Annotated in this window: 18 protein-coding genes and 1 tRNA gene; 7 read left to right on the forward strand and 12 right to left on the reverse strand. The window is 42.2% G+C overall.

Features of this window, described 5'->3' with window-relative positions:
• Window positions 1-31: 31 nt before the first annotated feature.
• From mraY to murC, 5 genes are read left to right on the forward strand one after another with little or no spacing between them, the layout of a single operon-like run.
• Window positions 32-925, forward strand: coding sequence for a phospho-N-acetylmuramoyl-pentapeptide-transferase (gene mraY, locus IX53_RS03820; RefSeq protein ID WP_245612757.1), 894 nt, complete (start codon window positions 32-34; stop codon window positions 923-925).
• The gene (gene murD, locus IX53_RS03825; protein WP_047754227.1) at window positions 925-2256 is read left to right on the forward strand and encodes a UDP-N-acetylmuramoyl-L-alanine--D-glutamate ligase; all 1332 of its coding nucleotides are present in this window, start codon (window positions 925-927) and stop codon (window positions 2254-2256) included. Before mraY ends, murD begins: the two co-directional genes overlap by 1 nt.
• A complete protein-coding gene (locus tag IX53_RS03830) occupies window positions 2253-3353 on the forward strand; it encodes an FtsW/RodA/SpoVE family cell cycle protein (protein WP_047754228.1) in 1101 nt (366 codons plus the stop codon). Before murD ends, IX53_RS03830 begins: the two co-directional genes overlap by 4 nt.
• A complete protein-coding gene (locus IX53_RS03835; RefSeq protein WP_047754229.1) occupies window positions 3346-4416 on the forward strand; it encodes a UDP-N-acetylglucosamine--N-acetylmuramyl-(pentapeptide) pyrophosphoryl-undecaprenol N-acetylglucosamine transferase in 1071 nt (356 codons plus the stop codon). The genes IX53_RS03830 and IX53_RS03835 overlap by 8 nt, the downstream gene beginning before the upstream one ends.
• Window positions 4413-5762, forward strand: coding sequence for a UDP-N-acetylmuramate--L-alanine ligase (gene murC, locus IX53_RS03840; RefSeq protein ID WP_047754230.1), 1350 nt, complete (start codon window positions 4413-4415; stop codon window positions 5760-5762). The genes IX53_RS03835 and murC overlap by 4 nt, the downstream gene beginning before the upstream one ends.
• Here the strand turns inward: murC and IX53_RS03845 are convergent.
• A complete protein-coding gene (locus tag IX53_RS03845) occupies window positions 5740-7503 on the reverse strand; it encodes a radical SAM protein (protein ID WP_047754231.1) in 1764 nt (587 codons plus the stop codon). The two genes, murC and IX53_RS03845, sit on opposite strands and share 23 nt — an antisense overlap.
• Before the next feature lie 32 nt (window positions 7504-7535).
• Window positions 7536-8522: a M42 family metallopeptidase gene (locus IX53_RS03850; protein ID WP_047754232.1), complete on the reverse strand. Its 987-nt coding sequence runs from the start codon at window positions 8520-8522 to the stop codon at window positions 7536-7538.
• Between the two features lie 120 nt (window positions 8523-8642).
• On the opposite strand from IX53_RS03850, the gene IX53_RS03855 reads away from it, so the two are divergent.
• A complete protein-coding gene (locus tag IX53_RS03855; RefSeq protein ID WP_053001156.1) occupies window positions 8643-9923 on the forward strand; it encodes an ArsB/NhaD family transporter in 1281 nt (426 codons plus the stop codon).
• Window positions 9924-10061: 138 nt separating this feature from the next.
• On the opposite strand, the gene sufU is transcribed toward IX53_RS03855, so the two are convergent.
• From sufU to sufC, 5 genes are read right to left on the reverse strand one after another with little or no spacing between them, the layout of a single operon-like run.
• Complete coding sequence (gene sufU, locus IX53_RS03860; protein WP_047754233.1) at window positions 10062-10478, reverse strand: Fe-S cluster assembly sulfur transfer protein SufU; 417 nt, start codon at window positions 10476-10478, stop codon at window positions 10062-10064.
• Entirely contained in the window at window positions 10475-11698 is a 1224-nt protein-coding gene (locus IX53_RS03865) for an aminotransferase class V-fold PLP-dependent enzyme (RefSeq protein WP_053001157.1), read from the reverse strand. Before IX53_RS03865 ends, sufU begins: the two co-directional genes overlap by 4 nt.
• Complete coding sequence (locus IX53_RS03870; protein WP_047754234.1) at window positions 11673-12881, reverse strand: SufD family Fe-S cluster assembly protein; 1209 nt, start codon at window positions 12879-12881, stop codon at window positions 11673-11675. Before IX53_RS03870 ends, IX53_RS03865 begins: the two co-directional genes overlap by 26 nt.
• A gap of 11 nt (window positions 12882-12892) precedes the next feature.
• On the reverse strand, window positions 12893-14287 hold the full coding sequence (sufB, locus tag IX53_RS03875; RefSeq protein WP_047754235.1) for a Fe-S cluster assembly protein SufB: 1395 nt from the start codon (window positions 14285-14287) through the stop codon (window positions 12893-12895).
• Window positions 14288-14292: 5 nt separating this feature from the next.
• A complete protein-coding gene (sufC, locus tag IX53_RS03880; protein WP_047754236.1) occupies window positions 14293-15042 on the reverse strand; it encodes a Fe-S cluster assembly ATPase SufC in 750 nt (249 codons plus the stop codon).
• A gap of 118 nt (window positions 15043-15160) precedes the next feature.
• On the opposite strand from sufC, the gene IX53_RS03885 reads away from it, so the two are divergent.
• On the forward strand, window positions 15161-15997 hold the full coding sequence (locus IX53_RS03885) for a DUF368 domain-containing protein (protein ID WP_053001158.1): 837 nt from the start codon (window positions 15161-15163) through the stop codon (window positions 15995-15997).
• A gap of 28 nt (window positions 15998-16025) precedes the next feature.
• On the opposite strand, the gene mreB is transcribed toward IX53_RS03885, so the two are convergent.
• From mreB to recJ, 5 genes are all read right to left on the reverse strand, one after another.
• Window positions 16026-17033 (reverse strand): rod shape-determining protein, encoded by a 1008-nt coding sequence (gene mreB / locus IX53_RS03890; RefSeq protein ID WP_047754237.1) that lies wholly within the window; start codon window positions 17031-17033, stop codon window positions 16026-16028.
• Window positions 17034-17059: 26 nt separating this feature from the next.
• Window positions 17060-17135, reverse strand: a tRNA-Arg gene (locus IX53_RS03895).
• Window positions 17126-17818: a Holliday junction resolvase RuvX gene (gene ruvX / locus IX53_RS10760; RefSeq protein WP_082128462.1), complete on the reverse strand. Its 693-nt coding sequence runs from the start codon at window positions 17816-17818 to the stop codon at window positions 17126-17128. Before ruvX ends, IX53_RS03895 begins: the two co-directional genes overlap by 10 nt.
• Complete coding sequence (locus IX53_RS03905) at window positions 17799-18071, reverse strand: putative Se/S carrier protein (RefSeq protein WP_047754238.1); 273 nt, start codon at window positions 18069-18071, stop codon at window positions 17799-17801. Before IX53_RS03905 ends, ruvX begins: the two co-directional genes overlap by 20 nt.
• Window positions 18064-21207, reverse strand: a complete 3144-nt coding sequence (gene recJ / locus IX53_RS03910; RefSeq protein ID WP_047754239.1) for a single-stranded-DNA-specific exonuclease RecJ — start codon at window positions 21205-21207, stop codon at window positions 18064-18066. Before recJ ends, IX53_RS03905 begins: the two co-directional genes overlap by 8 nt.
• Between the last annotated feature and the right edge of the window lie 74 nt (window positions 21208-21281).

The raw sequence follows: 21281 nt of genomic DNA on the forward strand, positions 1-21281 counted from the left end.
TTTTATACTGTTTTTTCTTTCCTTTTTCGGAGTGCTCTTACTTTTGTATCCTTTTGAAAGGCTACAGAAGAGAATTAGAATCGGACAGTTCATCCGTGAAGAAGGCCCTGACTTGCACAATCACAAAACCGGTACCCCAACCTCGGCGGGAATCATTTTCATTTCCATAGCCTTAATCCTTCAGGTTTTTTTTAATAAGGGACAGGATGTACTTATAATCGCTCTTTCAGGAGCGTTTTTTGGTCTTACTGGAGCCATAGATGACCTCGCAAAGTTGTTGAAGCGGAATGCCGCTGGTGTAAGTGCTGCATTCAGATTAATACTGGAGTTTTCATTCGCATTTTTGATTGTCTATCTGATTCAGCGCATTAATCCTCATACCTATCTTCTGTTACCGTTTTCAGGGAAAAATATTGAAATGGGTTGGTTATACTTTCCATTTTCCGCGTTCGTTATTGTCGGTACAGCGAATGCTGTGAATCTCACAGATGGTGTTGATGGGTTAGCGGGAAGTGTGTTTATTGCGTCGGTGCTTCCGCTGATCATATTGAATTATCAGAGTTCGTTTTACTTTACTCTCGTTGGTGCGCTCCTTGGTTTTTTATGGCATAACTGGTATCCAGCAAAGGTCTTCATGGGTGATACCGGATCGCTATCTCTTGGCGGAATACTGGCCACCACCATGGCATTAACAGGTCGGGAGGTCTACCTTATTCTTTTTGCATTTGTCTTTCTGTTAGAAACGTTGAGTGTTATAATTCAGGTTGCTTCGTTTAAGTTGAGAAAAAAGAGGGTGTTTAAAATGGCACCTGTCCATCATCATTTTGAACTTTCTGGTTGGCATGAATCTAAGATTGCCTCCAGATTTTCTGTTGTCGCTTTACTTTCATCTGTGCTTGGAATAATAGCTTGGAGGGGTAAGTAGTGTTTAAAGTAGGGTTGGTAGGTCTGGGGACTTCTAACTTTGAACTCTTAAAATATATAAGAAAAACTTACCCAGAATGGAACTGCTTTGTCTCCGAGCAAGGCGAGATTCCACAAGAACGCCGAATTTTCTTGGAAAAAGAAGAGATTGAATTCGAAGAGGGTGGACATACAGAGAAACTCCTCGAATCGGATTCTTTCATTATGAGTCCTGGAATTTCTCCCAATAGTTTGATTGGTAAAAACGTGTTAAATACTGGTAAGCCTATAACAACCGAACTAGAATTCGCTCTCAAAGAATTGAGAAAAAGAAAAAAGGGGATTTTCATAGGCATCACGGGTACAAATGGCAAAACGACCACCGTGACGATGCTGGGACATATACTAAAAGAAAGTGGATTAAAAACTTTCATAGGTGGAAATATAGGCGTACCGCTGATATCCGCCATCTACGAGGATTACGACTTTTACGTTCTTGAAGTTAGTTCTTTTCAGCTGAGTTGGTTCAACTCTGAAGAACAACTTTTCCATCTCTCAAGCGTCTTAAACGTTGCAGAAGATCATCTCGACTACCATAATTCTTTCAGGGAGTATTTACTAGCAAAACTTAAGATAGTGAATCTGACGAGTGGTTATTCGATCCTGAGGAATGAATTAACTGTTGAATTTGATAAACTATTTACGAAAAACCGTGTCGTGCCTTTTTCTATCAGGGGAGAAACAATTTTGTCATTGAAGGACGGGATCATGTTATTTCATAAAGCACAGCTTGAGCTAAAAAAATATATCAAAGCAAAGCATAACATAGAGAACGCTCTTATCGCCATTGCTCTCTCGCATTTTCTGGGTTTGTCAATATACGATGCCTTTGAAAAAATAGCTTTCTATCGATATCCGGATCACAGAATGTCAGAGATCGCAACCATAGAAGGTGTGAAATATATCGACGATTCTAAAGCAACGAACGCTCATGCTGTTGTAAAAGCTCTCGACAATTTTTCACCTGATAATGTAGTTTTAATACTTGCCGGTAAGGGCAAGAATGAGAGTTATAAAGAATTAATAGAACGCATTAGAAATCTCAAAAAAGTAATCATAATCGGAAAAAGCCTTGGTTTGGTGGAAAAGCTCGATTGTGAAATTCCATTTGTTATTGTTGATAACATGAGTCAGGCAGTGGAACTGGCGCATAAAATAGCTAGGCAGGGGGATGTGGTGTTGTTCAGCCCTGGTGGGGCCAGTTTTGATATGTACAGAAATTATAAAGAACGGGGAATGGACTTCATCGAGAAGGTAAACACTTTGAAGGAGATGGTAAGCTCAAGCAGATGAGAAGTCAGATAATCATCCTGAGTGTTTTTGTCAGCATCATGCTTGCAATGGGGTTTGTTTTCATATACAGTGCCGGGCTCAGTATGGAAGCAAGGCTCGTGGGTTTTTATGCTTCTGAGTACCTTCAAAGACAACTTGTGGCGTTTTTCATAGGTTTATTACTCGCTTCTATCGCGATCTTTATGCAGGGAAGTACTCATCTGCGTCTTTCCTTTCTCTTTTACTACCCTATGACAATCCTGCTTCTCACATTTGTTCTCTTCTCACAGAGTAGAGGGGGCGCTCATAGATGGATCGAACTGGGAAGTTTTTCCATACAGGTATCTGAATTCGCGAAGATCGTTTTGCTTTTGATCCTTGCAGCGCATTTTGGAAAACTCAAAGGGGAGAAGGCAACGTTCTGGAACACAGTAATCTTTCCTCTTATTATTTCAGCTCCAATAATTGGACTTACCTTCATTGAGCCAGACCTTTCGACTTCAATCATCATGCTTGCCATTGTTTTGATCATGATGATTCTTGGCGGTGCAAAACTCGGGTATTTACTTATTCTTTTTATGGCGATGACTCTGATAGCTGTTTTTCTATTGAAAGCCGACTTGATAAAGCCCTACCAACTTGAGAGGCTTTCAGAGTTCTTTTCTTCCCTCAAGGGGCAAAGTCACGAACAAGTCTCCTACAGCCTTCTAGCCATTTCTTCGGGTGATACCTTCGGGAAGGGTCTTGGAATGGGGATAGTGAAATATTATCTTCCTGTGAGCTATTCAGACTTTATTTTCGCAACTATAGGCGAAGAGTGGGGAATATTTGGCATGTTTCTTCTTATGTTTTCTTATGTCGGTTTTGTCATGGTTATTTCTCAGATAGCTTTGAGATACGTTAAAAATATAGGTGGTAAACTTTTTGTGATAGGCTTCGGTTTTTATGTGTTTCTTCAAGCAACCGTGAATATTGGGGTTAATCTTGGACTCTTTCCTCCAACAGGCGTCACTCTTCCTTTCGTGAGTTATGGCGGTTCTTCTTTGATTTCCCTTATCCTTGGGCTGGGAATCTCCTTTTCAATTATTCTTGAAAGAGGAGAGGATGAGATTGGCTAAGTACAGAGTGGTTCTTTGTGGTGGAGGTACAGGTGGACATTATTATCCCGTCCTCTCGGTAGCGCAGAGGCTTGCGGAAGAATACGAAACCGAGTTTCTTTATTTTACAATTGCAGGCCGTCTTGACGATGAAAGAGTTGAAATGGATTTACCAAATGTCAGGAAAATTCCTTTAAAGCTAAAAGGGCTTCTGAGACCTATATATAATCCAAAAAACATTGGAATCATTTTAGAACATCTTGAACAAATGCGGCTTGTTAAGGAAGAAATCAGTAAGTTTAAGCCTGATTTTTTGTTTTCCAGCGGTGGTTACGTTTCGTTCCCGGTTGTTCTGGCAGCAAAGAAGCTCGACATCCCTATTTTTTTGCATGAGCAGAACGCATTACCCGGTATTGCAAATAAAAGGCTTGCAAAGTATGCCACTAAAGTCTTTATAAGTTTTGAAGAAAGTGCTTCCAGGTTCGGTAAATATGCTTATAAGACCTGCTTAACGGGCAATCCTGTAAGAAAAGTGTCCATGAGCCGGGAAGAAATCTTCAACACATTGGAATTCGATCCTACGAAGCCTTTCATTGTTGTCATGGGAGGTAGTCAGGGATCTGACTTCATTAACGAAAAGATGTTACAGTTATACAGTTCTATTTGTGATGATGATGGCTACCAGTTTCTGCACGTTACGGGAAAAGGAAGCAATATGGAGGATTTTCGAAAATACCCCTTTGTCAGGGTTTTCGAGTACATTCCAAACATTCACGAATATATGGCTAAAGCAGATCTTGTAATATCCAGAGGTGGAGCAACATCTGTCGCAGAGATAATGAATTATCGTCGAAAAGCAATAATCATTCCCTGGAGCGGTGCGGCTGAGAACCATCAATATTACAACGCTGTTTCATTGGAAAAAGTCGGTCTTGGATATGTTATACTTGAAAACGCGGTTACGCCAGAGTTACTCCTTTCCAGGATTAGAGACAGCTTGAGGAAAAAAACAGTAGTCGTTCCCTATGAAAAGGAACCAGTCGAGTTAATTGTCGAAAACTTATTTCGGGAGGAATCACGTTGAAATATCACTTTATCGGAATTGGCGGGATTGGCATGAGTAGTCTCGCCCTTCATTTGGCGGCTGAGGGTAAAGAAGTTTCTGGATCAAATTATGAAGAGAATGAAAGAGTAGAATATTTAAGGCAAAATGACATTCGTATCTTAATTGGACATTCTCCACAAAATATTGGTAAGCCAGATGTTGTTATTAGAACCACAGCGGTTTCTAAAAATAATCCCGAACTCGTAGCGGCTGTGGAAAAGGGTATACCCGTTCTCTACCGTATGGAGCTTCTAAAAAAGGTACTTTCCACTAACATCTCCCTTTGTGTTACAGGTACCGATGGTAAGACCACTACTACAGCAATGCTTTCTAAAATTTTTATTGATGCTGGAAAAGATCCAACAGTTTTCCTTGGCGGGAAGGTGCCTTTCCTTGAACATGCCAACTACAGACGTGGAACTGGAATGACCATCGCAGAACTAGATGAGTCCGACGGTTTTTTTGCTTCTTTTAAAGCCGACCATGCCCTGATAACTAATGTCAGATTTGATCACCTTGAACACTACAATAACAGTCACGAGAACTTTCTCGACCACTTGATTCTCTTCGTGAATGGTGTTGCAGGAAAGATCGTTTACAACCACGATGATGATGTGCTCAGGATGCTTCTGGGTGAAACCAAACACGTGTCCTTTGGTAAATCCGGTGGTTACTACCGCTTTAAAAAGAGACGGGCAGTTGGGATAAACCAAACATTTGAAGTTCTTGAAGGCGATGTCTCATTAGGGGTATTTGAATTGAACATTCCAGGTGAGCACAACGTGTACAATGCGTTGGCTGCAATCGCCATGGCAAGACAGTTCGGAATAGATGTGGAGGTCATAAAGAGCTCACTGGCCACATTCGTTTCCGCCGACAGAAGGTTTACTCTCAGGGGTTATGACGAAGAGAAAGATGTGTATCTCATAGATGACTATGCACACACGCCAGATGAGATCAGAAACACAATCAAAGGCGCAAGAGAAGCTTTCCCTGATAAAAAGCTCGCAGTAGTGTTTCAGCCGCACAGATATTCTAGATTGGCAAGAGAGAATGGAAGATTCGCCGCTTCATTAAAAGGCGCTGATGAAGTCTGTGTTTTCAAGTTGTATGATGCTTATGAAAAGGGAAGTTACGCCCTCGATGAAACGGAAGTGCTGGACGGATTGAAGAAGCATAACGTACCCGCCCATCATCACGTTGATTATTATGAAGTGCTTAAATGGGTCGAGAAACAAGAAAAGGCAGTAGTTTTATTTCTTGGCGCCGGTGATGTCACAGAAATATCGCACCTCAGCGCTTTCAAACTCTGTTCAACACGTTGAATGTTCTATATTCCTGGCACACGCCGCAAAGTGTGCATCTGTCCCATCTACAGTCCTGAGTGGTCTCTTCTTTCAGGGCCTTTTGGTATTCTCTGTACAGGAACTCTCTGGTAATCCCCAGAGATATATGGTCCCATGGCAGCTTTTCATCCGGTCTTTTTTCTCTGGAATAAAGTTCAGGATCTATCCCACAAGCTTCGAATGCTTTCAACCATGTGGAAAGTCTGAATTCTTCACCCCATTCGTCGAAGAGAGAGCCAGCTTTGTATGCTCTGTAAATAACTTCACCAACCCGCCTGTCTCCACGACTTAGAGCTCCTTCGATGTAGCTCTTTCCGGGGTCGTGTAACTGTAAGGTGGCGAACCTCTTGATCTTAGAAAGGATCGCAAATTTCTTTCTTGCCTCTGGAGGTGTTATTTGTCTAGCGTACTGGAACGGAGTATGAGGTTTTGGAACGAATATTGAGATGGAGACCGTAAGATACTTGAGCCCAAGACGTTTAACTTTTTTTGATAACTCCACGATGCCTTCTATATCCTCCTCGGTCTCCGTGGGCAAACCTATCATGAAGTACAGTTTGACTCGTTTCCACCCCCTCTCAATCGCTGAAGATATCGCTTCGATAACTTCTTTTTCCGTAATGTTTTTGTTTATAACGTTTCTCAGCCTTTGCGTACCAGCTTCGGGGGCAAAGGTAAGCCCTGTTTTCCTTATGGAAGCGATTTTTGTAGCCATTTCAACGCCAAAGCTGTCGACCCTTGTGGATGGAAGGGAGAGTCCGACCTTTTCCTTCTGCAAGTATTGAAGAGTTCCAGAAGTGAGCTTTTCCACTGCCGTATAGTCCATAGTACTCAATGAGAGAAAAGAAAGTTCTTCATAACCTGTACTCTCTATAAGAGGTTCAATGCTGGAGAGAACTTCCTCCAATTTTCTTTCTCTCACCGGTCGGTAAAACATACCGGCTTGACAGAAGCGACAGCCTCTGTTGCAGCCTCTCATTATTTCTATCACAGCCCTGTCATGAACAACATTCATGTATGGAACGACAGGGGAAGTCATGATTTCGTAGTCGTTCAGGTCTTTTATTAGAGCTTTATGAACTTCACGTTTTCCCAGGGAAGGGACATAAACGCCCGGCAGTCTGGAAAGCAGGGATAAGAGTTCTCTGCGCCTGCCGGCTTTTAACAACTCAAGGTTTTTATGAACAAGCTTTGCTATCTCAAGTATCGCTGCTTCACCGTCACCAATCACGAATAGGTCAAAGAAGTCAGCCATGGGTTCCGGATTGCTCGTGCAGGGGCCGCCTCCCACGACCAACGGTTCGTCGCTTCTATCTTTCTGAAGGAGAGGTATACCTGAAAATTCCAGAAGTCCCAGAACGTTTGTGTAGCTGAGTTCATACTGTAAGGTTATCCCCAGAATATGGAACTCCCTCACTGGAGTATAACTTTCCATAGAATAGACGGGTATCCCGTATTTCTTCATCTCTGCAAGCATGTCTTTCCACGGAAGGTAAGCGCGTTCAGCATAAACGTAGTTTTCCCTATTCAGGAGATCGTAGAGCAGTTTTAAACCGATGTGCGACATACCAATTTCGTATATGTCCGGAAAAGCAAGCAAAACCCTGAGTTTACCTTCAGGAGTTTTTTTTACGCTGTTCAGTTCTTTACCTATGTAACGAGATGGCTTTCTCACTGCCGAGAGAACTCCTGAATGTACCAACCAGCTGTATATATCCATGTACTCCTCCTGATTATAGTTCTTTGAAAGTTTCAGAACACTTTCGTAATCTCTACTAAGAGGTTCAACAAATGATCATAATCTTCCACAGAAAGGTATTCCACTTCTGAATGAAGGTTTTTTATAGCAAGGCTCAGTGGCACCATTTTAACCCCTTTCCTCAGGAAGGGAATACCATCTGTTCCGCCACCTGTAACCCCAAACTGAAGCGGTATTTCTTTTTCTTTTGCCAGTGAAAGTAAACGCTTTCCGAGGTCATAGGAGGCTATTGAAGAACTATCGTTCATCCTCAACACAGGACCGTTACCGGGTTTGATGTTTCCCGTCAGTTTCGAACAGCAAGCGAAAGAATCGATGGGAAAAAACGCAGTCGGACGATATTGCGCTGCAATGGCCTGAGCTCCCACAAGCCCCACTTCTTCCTGCACTGTCCAGACAAAAAGGAGTTTCTTGTTTAGATCCATATCCAGCGCTTTCTCTAGAAACTCCAAAAGCAGCGCACAACCAAACCTATCGTCCAGAGCCCTCGCGGCAACGAATTTATCGTTGAGAATGGATACCTGTTTTCTGAAAACAGCGTAATCAATAACTTCTATCCCTAACTCCGAGACCTCTTCAGGGGAGCTTGCCCCAACATCGATAACTGGTTCAATTCCCTTTGAATTTTTGGACAGATGGGGCGGCATAAATCCGATTATCCCATCGATCGATTCTCCTAAGGAATTTATCACGTCCACGTGTCTACCTGGTAACAGTTCTTCAGGGATTCCACCTATTTTCTTGAAATTCAACGTACCATCGGGATTTACACCCGTGATCAACAAACCAAGCTCATCCATGTGAGCGGCGAAACCGAGAAGCTTTTCGCCCTGTCCAATTTCAACGATCAGGTTTCCCAGATCGTCGACATGATAAGGGATTCCCTTTGGTAATAATTCAATTATCTTTTCACGTATCATTTCTTCACGCCCTGAGATTCCAGGGACAAACAATAATTCAGTCAATTTATCGAAGTCCATAAAGCCCCCTCCATTTGGTAAAATAAATAATCATTGAATGGTTTTAACAGTGACTTATGAAATTATAGCATCTTACTGTTCGGTTCGTCCGCTGAAACCATTAAAGGGGATGTTAGTAGCATGAGCCTGAATACATTGATAACCCTGATCATAGTAGTTGTCACGTATGGTTTTATTATCTTCGGTAAAAAGAATAAGGCAGTAATTACTTTTGGCCTAGCGCTGGTTATCGCGGCCATGAAGCTCGTTGAAGGGCTTGAGCCGGAAAACATAAGTAGAGTCATTGATCTGGATACCCTCGGTCTTTTGACGGGTATGATGATTATCGTCGCATTCCTCAACTCTTCGGGTTTTTTTGAGTATTTCTCAATAAAAGTAATAAAGTTTGGTGGAGAACGTTTCTATTTTACTTTAACCCTCTTGATGGTTGTTGTTGCTCTGACTTCTGCATTCCTTGATAACGTAGTTACCATCATTGTAATGGCTCCAATGATGTTCTTGATAGCGGATCTATTAGATATGGATCCTGTACCATTGATAATGTTAACGCTTGTGATTGACAACATCGGAGGAGGAGCCACTTTGATAGGAAGCCCGTTCAATCTGGTGCTTGGTTCTATCAGTGGCTTTTCTTTTAATGACTTTATTATAAAACTTGGACCTGCTTCCATCCTGGTATTTATGGTTCTAATGCTCTATTTTAAGAAGCACATAAAAGTTGATGCGTCAATTATAAGCAATATCAAGAAGCTCGATGAAATGGATGAAAACAAAGCAATAACTGATTGGAAAATGATGAGGGTATCACTTGCCGTTTTTCTTGCGGTGATCATTCTTTTTGTAATTCATACGGTTATTGGCGTCGAACTTTCTTATATAGCCCTTTTGGGTGGAATCGTGCTCCTTTTGGTTAATAAGAAAGGTTTTGACCATGTATCGGATAAGATTGACTGGGATATGCTCTTCTTCTTTGCAGGGCTGTACATAATTTCTCACGCCCTCGAGTCTATCGGGATCACAGAATTAATGGCAAATGGGTTATTGCACTTCCAGGATAGTCAACTGATGATGTTGATAATACCTTTTGCGCTGGCCGCAATTTTTGTACCTATATTAAATAACGTGCCTGCAGCCCTCATATTTGGTCCTGTCTTCAGAATACTTGTGGGTTTCGGCTTTTCGACGATGATCTGGTGGGCTTTCGCCATAAGCGGTAATTTCGCAACGAGTCTAACACCTCTGGGAGCCGTTCAAAACATCGTCGCCATCACATATCTCGAGAGAGAAATCGGGAGATCATTCGGGTTCAAAGAATACGTACGCTGGATGATAATGCCCGTGACAATAAGTCTCGTGATTGGTCTGTTATATATTTTGGGGCTTTTTGCAATCTCAAAGTAATCAAATAAAATGTGTCTTGAATTTTAATACAAAAAAGTTATATAATTAATGTAGAGGGTTACTTCAGCAGGATTTGGGCCGGTGGTCACACCGGTTCTTTTTTTGTCAAAAAGCTCTCCGAATTAGTCGGGAGGGCTCTCATTTGATCAGTTCTTCTAGAGTATGCCAGGCAAGGGTGGCGCATTTCACTCTTACCGGGAACTGGCGAAGGCTAGAAAAAACGGCAGCGTCTCCCAGAAGCTCTGCATTATACTTCTCGCCTTTTATCATGTTGTAGAATTCTTGAATGATTTTTTTGGCTTCTTCTTTTGATGTTCCTTCGACAAGATCGGCCAGCATTGATGCTGAGGCCATACTGACAGCACAACCATGACCATCATATTTCAATTCTTCGATAATTCCTTTGTCATTGATTATGAGATATAGATGAATCAAATCACCGCAGGAAAGATTCGCTCCTTCCTGTTCGTGGGTTGGGTTGTTGAGCCTTCCTCTATGTGGAGAATTCTTGTAATGGAACATCACCACATCCGAATAAAGATCTTCCAGTCTCATGAAAACCACCTCAATGCTTCCCTGATCCCATCAGCAAGTTTTTTGACATCACTGTGAGTATTATACAGGTAAAAAGAGGCTCTGCAAAGGGAAGATACTCCAAGGACTTTCATCTGTTGCTGAGAACAGTGATGTCCACTGCGAATAGCGACATTAGAGAGTCGGCTCAAGAGTTCTGCCAGATCGTGAGGGTGGATATTCTCATGGGAAAAACTTATTATGCCATGGGAATTTTCTGGACGGTAGAGGGTGAGTCCAGGGATATCCGAAAGTTCTTTTACAGCTTCTTCTGTGAGGTTTTTTATATGTTTTGAGATTTTTTCGATTCCGATCCTTTCAAGGTATTTCAAGGCTTCTCCAAGCCCCACTGCTCCGGCTACATTTGGAGTGCCGGCTTCAAACCTGTGAGGTATGGGCGCGAAGGTGGTATCGCGTTCTCCTACTCTGTCTATCATTTCACCTCCATACTGGAAGGGAATCATCTGCTTTAACAGATCTTCCTTACCCACAAGAACACCTATGCCTGTTGGGCCGAGTATCTTGTGGCCAGAAAAGGCAAGAAAGTCAACTCCTGACTCTTTGAAGTTAAAAGGTTCATGGGGTATAAGCTGGGCGCCGTCCAATACAAACACTCCACCAGCTGAATGGACGAGCTTTGTAACCTCTTCAAATGGAGTTCGGTATCCGAGAGAGTTGGTCAAGCCTGTCATAGAGAATACGAAAGGTTTTTCGCAACGATTTATTGTTTTCACGACATCTTCAAGTAAGAATCCGCTCGCGTGAATTTTAACTGGATAAAATTTGAGTCCAAGGATATGAGCCACCTGCTGCCAGGGTACAAAATTGCTGTGGTGTTCGAAAAGTGGAACGACAAAAGCCCGATATTTTTTAGAAAGGCCAAGAGAATATGCGAGCAGATTCAAAGACTCAGTGGTGCCGCGGGTAAATATGACTTCCCCGCTTTTGGCACCAACAAAACTTGCAACGATTTCCCGCGCCTCTTCATAGAGGGCTGTAGATTCTTCAGCCAATCTGTAGACAGCCCGATGGACATTGGCATTCGTTTCACTGTAAAAGTTCTTCAATTTCTCGATTACGGAAAACGGTTTTTGAGTAGTTGCAGCATTGTCAAGATAAACCAAATCAGGATGCTTCGAAAATATGGGAAAATCGGACTTTAACTTACAAAAATAATCATCCAATCCTCTCACCAATGACATCACGCACACCTCCAACAGCACCTTCGCCAAAAATTCTCCCTATTTCTTCAATCACAGGGTCAAACGCCCCGGTAACAACGAGTTTCAGAGCTTCATTTTTTGAGAGTCCTCGTGTCATGAGGTAGTATATCTTTTCACTTTCCACTGTTCCTACAGAAGCTGCGTGAGAAGCGTTAACTTCGTTCTCGTCCACAAACAAACTGGGAATCGACTGCACAATCGCTGTATCAGAAAGCATCACAGTACTAGAATGTTCTGTGCCGTTGGCGTTCTTCGCTCCCTTCTTTATATCAATAAACCCCCGAAAAATAGCCTTTGAATAGCCGGATACAGCGCCAATGCCTTCAATTTCAACAGTGGCTTCAGAAGCTGTTATTCTGCCAAGATACAGCATATCAATCTTTTCATGGTTTGCTGGGAAAAATAGAGGCTTTACGACCGCTTTGGCTCCCTGTGCTGCCGCCTTTACAAGATGATATGGCGCGGTTACTTCACCACCAAGATTTATATCGTACAGCTGTAACCGAGCATTTTCATCCAGTAAGTAATAATTATTGAAGAACTGGTACGCATTATTTGATGCGAAGTTCACAAAGAGCACATTGAGTTGAGCGTTCTTTCTTAACAGAAAGCGGTTAGTGATTGCTCTGAAAGTACCTTCGTTTTGGCCGTAAAAAACAATACTTAGTCTGGAACTCTCTCCAACAACAATGAGGTTTGAGGCAAGAAATCCTTCAGACATCGCATTCAGAAATATTGGTTCAGTATAGTTTGTCTCTTTTTCGGTGTATATGATCACGCCTTCTCTTGAAAAGGCATCTGCAAGGAGGGTGAATTTTCTATCAGAACCTTGAAAATCGAGATTCAACAAGAGTTCTTTTTCAAAGTTCTTTATCTCTGACATCGGTCTGATTATTTCCGGACCTTCTATTATATATTTCGAGTTGGGAATCGGTTTTACAAGTTGAAGATCCTCGAGAGGAGCCCGCTTCCACTTCGGGAATTTTAAGGTTTTATATTCTTCGTATGCCCTTCGTTTAAAAGAGTCACACGCTTCAGAACATCTATCAAGGGCAGGCAAGAAATCATCTTCAGAATAGTCTTTAATATCTAGAATCGCTGGAAGAGGTTCAAGCATTTTGAATTCGTTGTGTATCAAATTAAGTGTTTTCTCCATATTCATCTCAGACACCCCTAACCTATGCTGCTTTCTATCTCAAGATTAATGAGTCTGTTCAACTCAACAGCGTATTCGATGGGAAGCTCTCGAGCAATAGGCTCCATAAATCCCCTGACTATCATGGCTTTTGCTTCCACTTCCGTGAGTCCACGTGTCATGAGGTAGAAAATCTGGTCTTCACTTATCCTTCCAATACGAGCTTCATGTCCTATATCAGCCTGTTCAGTGCGAACGTCAATTATGGGCACGGTGTCGGATTTTGACTCGTTATCCAACATAAGCGCGGAACACTCCACGGATGATTTGGCATTTTTTGCTCTTTCAGATATATATAAAAGGCCTCTATAGAAAGCCCAACCACCACCGATGCTGATGCTCCGGGCATCGACTGTAGAGCTTGTGTCAGGTGCAAGATGGATCACCTTTGAACCAGTATCCATCACTTGTCCCACTCCAGCATATGTTACGGCAAGGTGATTTGCCTTAGAACCGCGTCCTTTCAATATTGTGGCTGGATAGAGCATCGTCTTCATACTTCCCAGCGAACCGGACACCCATTCCATCACTCCATCAGCTTCAACAACTGCTCTTTTGGTATTCAGATTGAATGTGTTCTTTGACCAATTCTGTATAGTAGAGTATCTGACCTTCGCTCCTTCCATAACGAATATCTCCACCATTCCAGCATGGAGGTTGTGGACATTATATCGGGGAGCTGAACATCCTTCTATGAAATGTAATTCGCTACCGCGATCGGCTATTATGAGTGTGTGTTCGAATTGTCCCATGCCTGCTAGGTTCATTCTGAAGTACGCTTGAAGTGGAAGAGGGACTTTGACGTTCTCAGGAATGTATACGAAAGAGCCTCCACTCCATATCGCACCATGAAGGGCGGCATATTTGTGGTCACTTGCAGGTACCAGTTTCATAAAATACTTCTTAACAAGGTCAGGATATTTCTTAACTGCCGTTTCCATATCGAGGAAGATAACACCAAGATCTTCAAGTTCTTTGCGTATATGTTGATAAACCACCTCAGAGTCGTACTGTGCTCCAACACCCGCGAGAGCTTTTCTCTCAGCTTCTGGTATACCAAGGCGTTCGAATGTCTCTTTGATTTCTTCAGGCACTTCTTCCCACGAAGCCTCTTTCCCTGCGTTGGGTCTTATATATGGTACTATTTTATCTATGTTCAGCTGGCTTCTGTCAACTCCAAAGTCCGGTTCTGGCATACTCTGAAAAATTTTCAGAGCTTCAAGTCGTTTTTTCAACATCCATTTAGGTTCGGCTTTGTTTTTGGATATCTCTCTTATTATCTCTTCATTCAACCCAGGAGCACTTTTATAGGCATAGTCTACTTTATTCTTGAAATCGAATCTCGATTCATCGACATTAATACGCTCTTTCATCAGTTTCACCTCTCTATTCCCTCAAGCAGAAAGGTATAACCCTTTTCTTCGATTTTTCTCGCCAGTTCCGGTCCATCACTCGTTATGATTTGCCCATTCACATAGACATGAACATGATCAGGTGTGATGTAATCCAGTAGTCTTTGATAGTGAGTGATCAACAATATGGACATTCCGTCGTTCTTGAACTTGTTTATGGCTTCTGCGATCGTTCGCAGAGCATCTACATCCAGACCTGAATCGATCTCATCCAATATGGCCAATTTGGGTTTTAGAAACCCAAATTGAAGTATCTCGCTTTTCTTCTTCTCACCGCCAGAAAAGCCCAGGTTCAGATACCTGTCCAGAAATTCTTTGTTGAGAGCTACTTCTTCCGCAATATCTTCAATTTCTCTGTTCAGTTTTAATAACGGTTCTTTTCCCCCCATAGCTTGTTTGGCAGAAATTAGAAATTTCCTTAGTCTTACTCCGGATATTTCCTGAGGATGTTGAAAAGAAAGAAATATCCCTCTTTTTGCCCTTTGATCGACAGGTAATTCCAGGATACTTTCTCCTTCAAAGCGGATATCACCTTCGGTCACTTTGTATTTTGGATTTCCCATGATAACGTTAGCTAAAGTCGATTTTCCGCTACCATTTGGTCCCATGACAGCGTGGATCTGTCCCTTTTCGATCTTCAGATTTACACCTTTTAAGATCTCTACCTTTTCTTCAACAAGTGAAGCATGAAGATCCGTAATTTCCAGTAAAGCCATTCCAATCCCTCCAGTTTTACCTGCGTTCCGTCCTTAATTATAGCATAATACCGACTAATTTTGTGGAATTTACGATTCCCTTCCATTTTGTTAGAATTACTTCAAGGGAGGTGAATTTTTGTTTAACGCGATAGTTGGTTTTTTGATGGGGATAGCAAACCTCATCCCCGGAGTAAGTGCTGGAACTGTAGCACTTCTGGGTGGTATATACGATGAATTAATTCGTTCTATTAACAATCTGTTATCTTTAAGGTTTACGCGGCATGGATTCAAGTTTTTGCTTGAAGTAGTAGCTGGAATTGCCATTGGCATAATAGGCTTTTCTAACCTGATAGAACTGACGATAGAGAAATTTCCTTCGGCTACTTACGGGGCATTTGCAGGATTGGTCATTGGGGGTGTGCCCGTTGTCTTTTCACAATCGACGAAGAAAACTAAATGGTATTGGCTATGTTTTATTTTTGGGGTTCTCGTTGTAATATTCCTGGCTCTACTGGGTGGAAGCGCTGATAACGATGTGAATAATGTCCTGAAACATTCGCCAGCACGTTTTCTGTATGATATTTTTGCTGGAATGATGGGTGCTTCGTCGATGATACTTCCTGGTGTTAGCGGAGCTTTCATTCTGTTGCTTTTGGGAGAGTACCACAGGGCGATAGCGGCGATCAATGCTATGGACGCATATATAATTCTTTTTATGGGCGGAGGCATTGTTTTGGGTATTACCTTTATGAGCAAACTTTTGAACTTTCTACTAGAACGAAAAAGGGCAGCAACATTTATGTTCCTGACTGGTTTGATGGTGGGTTCTATACCGGATTTGTTGCTCAGGCCTCCTGAACTCGTATGGTCACAACTGTTGGCTGGCATTTTATTTGGAACGATGTTTTCACTTTACTTTTCAAAACTTGGTAAGAAGATGGAAATGAAAAGGTCCCACGAGGGGACCATATGAGTTTTTAGACGCCTCGTAAAGAGACTATCTATTTGCTGTTTACCGCGACTCTTTCGAGTTTCGAGTCATCGTCCAAGAGTTTTCCCAGTCCGAAAGCCACACAAGTTCGAGGATCTGGAGCAAGGACGGTCTTTATACCTGTTTCCTGAATAAAGAGTTCAGGAAGTCCGCTTATCATTGCACCGCCTCCGGTAAGTACTATTCCTCTGTCGATTATATCTGAAGCAATTTCAGGCGGTGTCTCTTCAAGAACCTGTTTCAGGCTGAGAACAAGGTCCTGAAGTATGGGCGTAATAGCTTCCAGCACATCTTCAGAGTTTATGCGTATATTGCCCGGTAATCCCATTATGGCATCCCGACCTCTAACTTCGAGTTCATAAGTTTCCAGGGTCGGAAATGCCTTTCCAATACGCATCTTGATTTCCTCAGCAGTAGCCTGACCAATGTAGAATTTATACTTTTTCTTTATGTACTTTATGATGGCTTCATCCATTGCATCGCCCGCGATCCTCAAAGACTTGGATACTACAATACCCCCAAGGCTGATAACTGCGATATCTGTAGTTCCTCCGCCTATATCGACCACAAGGGAGCCGATGGAATCAAAGATGTCAAGTTCAGTACCAACGGCAGCAGCAACAGGTTCCAGAACCAAGTATACTTTGCTTGCACCGGCACTCAGAGCGGCTTCAACCACAGCTCTCCTTTCTACGCTGGTGACTTTTGCCGGTACACCAACCACCACTGATGGTTTGGTGAAGGAGAATTTTGGCCTAGTTCGTCTCAGCAGTTCCTGAAGTGCTTTCTCGATAATAGTATAGTCCGCAATAACGCCGTCTCTTATGGGTCTAACGGCTTCGATATCTCGGGGAGTTCTCCCCATCATTTCTTTAGCTTCTTTACCTATAGCTATTATCCTCTTCGTCTTTTTCTCAACGGCTATGACCGAGGGCTCGTCAATAACCAGTCCTTTTTCTTTTTGATAGACGAGTAGTGATGATGTGCCTAAGTCGATACCAAGGTCACCTTTCTTCATTCGCATACCTCCTGCATTAGAAAAGCTGGCGTGCCCGGTGGGAGTCGAACCCACAACCTCTGGATCCGGAGTCCAGCGCTCTATCCATTGAGCTACGGGCACCTGAATTTCAATAAAACACCAGAGAAATTTAGGAGTTCTTCATTGAAACCCTTACCGATAACAATTATATCGTAACAGGAAAAGTCGATCTCGTCTCGTAAATTCTTTGGAAGAAATCCTTTACTTTTGAGGTGCAGATAGATCTGTGGATGTTCGCAGAAAATATCAAGACACTTACACTCAAGCGCTTCCAGTCCTTTAATGTAAGGCGATGGTGGAGCATAAATGAGAACAGAATATCCTGATAATTTGCTAGTATCCACCACACACGTCGGAAAAGCTTCTTTTATCTCATAACTCATAGAAGGACTTTTGAGGTATCTATCGAGTATGTCAGCAGCGCTGACAGCATCTTCAAGTTTTCTATCCATGCCAGAAAGCTTCATAATGTTGTTGGCGAAAGCAGTGGATAGCCTTTCATCGACCATGAACACAGGAAGAGATGTTATCTTTTTTATTTTTTCCGCAAAGGCTACCGCTTTCATGGAGGAATTGCTGTATCTTCCTGACATCGATATTGGAAGCCCCACAACTATCTGCTCGACAGCTTTTTCTTTAATAATCTCCAGAAGCTTTTTTTTGTATCCAGCGTGAGCAATAACCGTCAGGGGCGTAGAAAATGTGCCAGAAGAAAGAGCAAGACCGATCTTTGAATCGCCGTAATCAATACCCAGAACAATCATAGAATTCACCTATGACGTTTTTATTTAAGTACACAACTTTGAGCACTTTTACTCCATTATTTTCCAGTATCTCCTTGGCCTTTTTTAAATCTGTTGCTTTCATCGCCAGGGAGATCGAACAACCTGCGAAGACTGTCGGAGGAGTCGGAAAGAGCTTCGTGAACAAAGACTCACTACTCAAAATCCTAAGAGCTTCGTATACTTCTTTTTGACTTATTATCAGCAACCCATCGAGATCTAGCGTATCAGCCAATCTTTAACACCTCTGCACCATCACCCAAACTTTTTAACAATGAGCGTGTCGTTGTTGTCGAAAGTTTTGACGCGAACCACCTTGCCATACGTTTTTCAGCGATTCCTTCTCTATATCTGAGCGTTTTCTTTATCCTCTCAGAGGAAAAAGAATTACCGTTGTTCGAATACCACAGTCCATTTTCCCGCCTTACAGCTTGCATTTCCTCAAGAATAGATAGATATACGCGCGCAAGCCCGCTTTCGAAGCTCAGTGCTCTTGTGATATCCTTCTCGTTTGCCGGAAGAACGTCGAAGATATCCTGATAAATCACTTGCAGTTCTTCTACTGTTGGAAATATCTTGTCGATTTCATTCACGTTAGACTGTAAGTCATTCTTATTGAAACTAAGATTCAAAAAGAGCTCGGAATCTTCCCCAGGTTTTGTTGTAACCGCATCGAGCAATTCCAGGAAGTTCCTCGGAGCACTGTAAAAGACAATGTTTGAGTTGCCGAGCATAACACCAAGCCCATCATTTGATGGTGTGGTTATCAGTACTTTGATTTTCTGGCGCTCAACCAGAGAATAGATATTGGCTCTTTGAAAATCTTTGAGCAGATAGTTGTAGAAAATGAGCTCGCCATTTTGAAGGGTGTGGGACAGCTTCGTTCCCAACATCTTCGCCAGTGCAATTGTCTTGTGGGGGGAATCAACTATTACCGCTACGTTTTCGCCATGTTTTACAAGCGATAGAATCTGATCGATCTTCTTGCGCGTCCCCCGGTTATCTATTATTCCAACACGTTTGATATATGCCGGTTTGAATACATAAGAGATTTTTTTGCTCCCCAGTAGATCCTTTAAGTCTTGAGTGAAAACACTTCCCAGAAATCCAGATTTATGCAACACATCGTTCAGGTTTTGTATGAAAGCATCAAAATCAGGATGATTATTGTATATTCCCGATATGATGTAAGCAGGTTCATCAAATAGAATCTCATCGAATTCTTTGAATTTATCTATATTCTCGTTGAAAAAAGGTAGGGTTGTAAAGATCACCTCTTCGTCAAGGTTGCCTTTAAAGAGTGAATTGGCATACACCGGTTTAATAGGGTCCAGGTAATGTTGAAGGGAATAGTAAGTGTGTGCGAGTGTTCCATTGATGCTCGATACGACGACAGTCCGTTTTCCCGCTTGATAATTGTTCAACAACCGCCATGCGAGGAAGGGATGTTTCAATCTTATATTTCCGAATACCCCCCATGGTTTTTTAGTGGTCAACTGTAGAAATTCCGGAGCTTTATGAGACAGACGTCTTTCTAGCTCGCTTACCAATGAACTCACATCAGTCTGAAAATTGCTAACATCCGGCTTCTGGTTTTTCCAATCTCTAATAAATTCAAAAACGAAGTTTTTATCTTTGACTTCTTCTTCGAAAACAGGGTCTATATAGAGCCTTGCATCGTTAAGAGATAATTTCATGCCTTCCAGACCGTAGCCATTGTCTGTCTTTATACTGGCCACCACATCCATTTTTAGTAAACTGGGTTTGACATATTTGAATTCATCGAAGAGCTGGTTCATCCCGAAGCCAATGGCAAGAACTTTCCTGTCACCGGATCTCAGGATTAACTTCACATGGTCACCTGAATTTCCAAAAGTCTTTGCCTTTTCTATATTCAGGTTTCTGAAAAGAAATCTAGGTTCAGGATTAGAGTGTCCAAAAGGTCTCAATAATTCAATCTTCTTTAATGTGTCGTTACTTATGTTATCGAGAGATAACTCAGCATCGACCTCAACCACATGCACGGGTAGTTCTTCTCCATAAAGCTCTATGTATGCCTCATTGATGAGTTTTCTCATTAAAGGAATGTTTTTCTTTTTGATAGTAAGTCCAGCAGCCATCTCATGGCCACCGAATTCTTTTAGAAGAGCGCTTACTTTGTTCAAAAGTGCAATAATACTGATCCCTGAGGGACTTCTGGCAGATCCTTTGCCTTCCTCACCGGAGGTGGATATGAGAAATACAGGTTTGTTATACATCGAAACGAGTCTCGAAGCCACGATTCCGAGAACGCCAAGGTGCCAATTCTCTCCGGAAAGGACGAGGACAAAGTCTTCTTTATAAGATTTGTTCTTTTCTATCTCTTTTACAGCCTGATCGAAAATCTTTGCTTCTATTGTCTGGCGATTCTGATTGTGTTGCAGTAATCTGCTGGCGGCTTTCATCGCTTCCTCATGGTCTTTGCTTATGAGGAGTTCCAGAGCAACGATGGCAGAATCCATACGACCGGCTGCATTCAATTTCGGGGCAATCTTAAAAGCTATATCTTGAGCCGTTAGATGTTCTGAATTCATCCTGAGGTAGCTCAAAAGCGCTTTTAAACCAAGAAGAGGTCGATTCTGAATTTTTTTGGTTCCTTCTTTTACCATGTATCTGTTTTCGTCTCTAAGGGGAACTATATCCGCTATTGTACCAAGAGCCACTATATCGAGATAATCCTGTGGATCAAGGGGGAAACCAAGAGTTTCATTTAATGCCGAGAGCAATTTGAAAGCCACTCCAACACCGGCCAATCCCTTAAATGGATATTCGTCGTCAAGTCGTTTCGGGTTCACTACGGCATCTGCCGGGGGGAGCTCATCTTTCACTTCATGGTGATCTGTTACCACAACCATGAAGCCAAGTTCTTTTGCGTGCTTTATCTCTTCAACGGATGTGACCCCACAATCGACTGTGATGAGCAAACGATGGCCTTTTTCATATAATTCGGTGATCGCGTCCCTGCTGAGGCCATACCCCTCTTCTAACCTCAATGGAATGTAGTAACTCACGTTGAATCCAAGTTTTTTCATTGCGAGATAAAGCAACGCTGTTGAAGTCACACCATCTACGTCGTAGTCACCAAAAACGACGATGGAGTCACCTCTTTCGGCAGATTCAATTATGGTTTTCACCGCTGTGGACATGTCTTTCATCAGGAAAGGATCATGCATTAAAGACGCATCAGGATTAAGGAACTTTCTTGCTTCTGCTTCATCAGTTATGTTTCTGTTTACAAGGAGTTTTGCGAGGAAAGAATCAATGCCCAGATATTCAACCAAACGGAAAACCTGGGTATCATCAGGCCTATGGAGTACCCACTCCTTTCTCATATTTCCACCTTCTCTCTTTTTTTCTTTTGAAAAAATTATACCATTACATATTAATTTTTTCGAGAAGAGAAAGC

The organism is Kosmotoga pacifica (genome assembly GCF_001027025.1).
In the GTDB taxonomy this organism is placed as follows: domain Bacteria; phylum Thermotogota; class Thermotogae; order Petrotogales; family Kosmotogaceae; genus Kosmotoga_B; species Kosmotoga_B pacifica.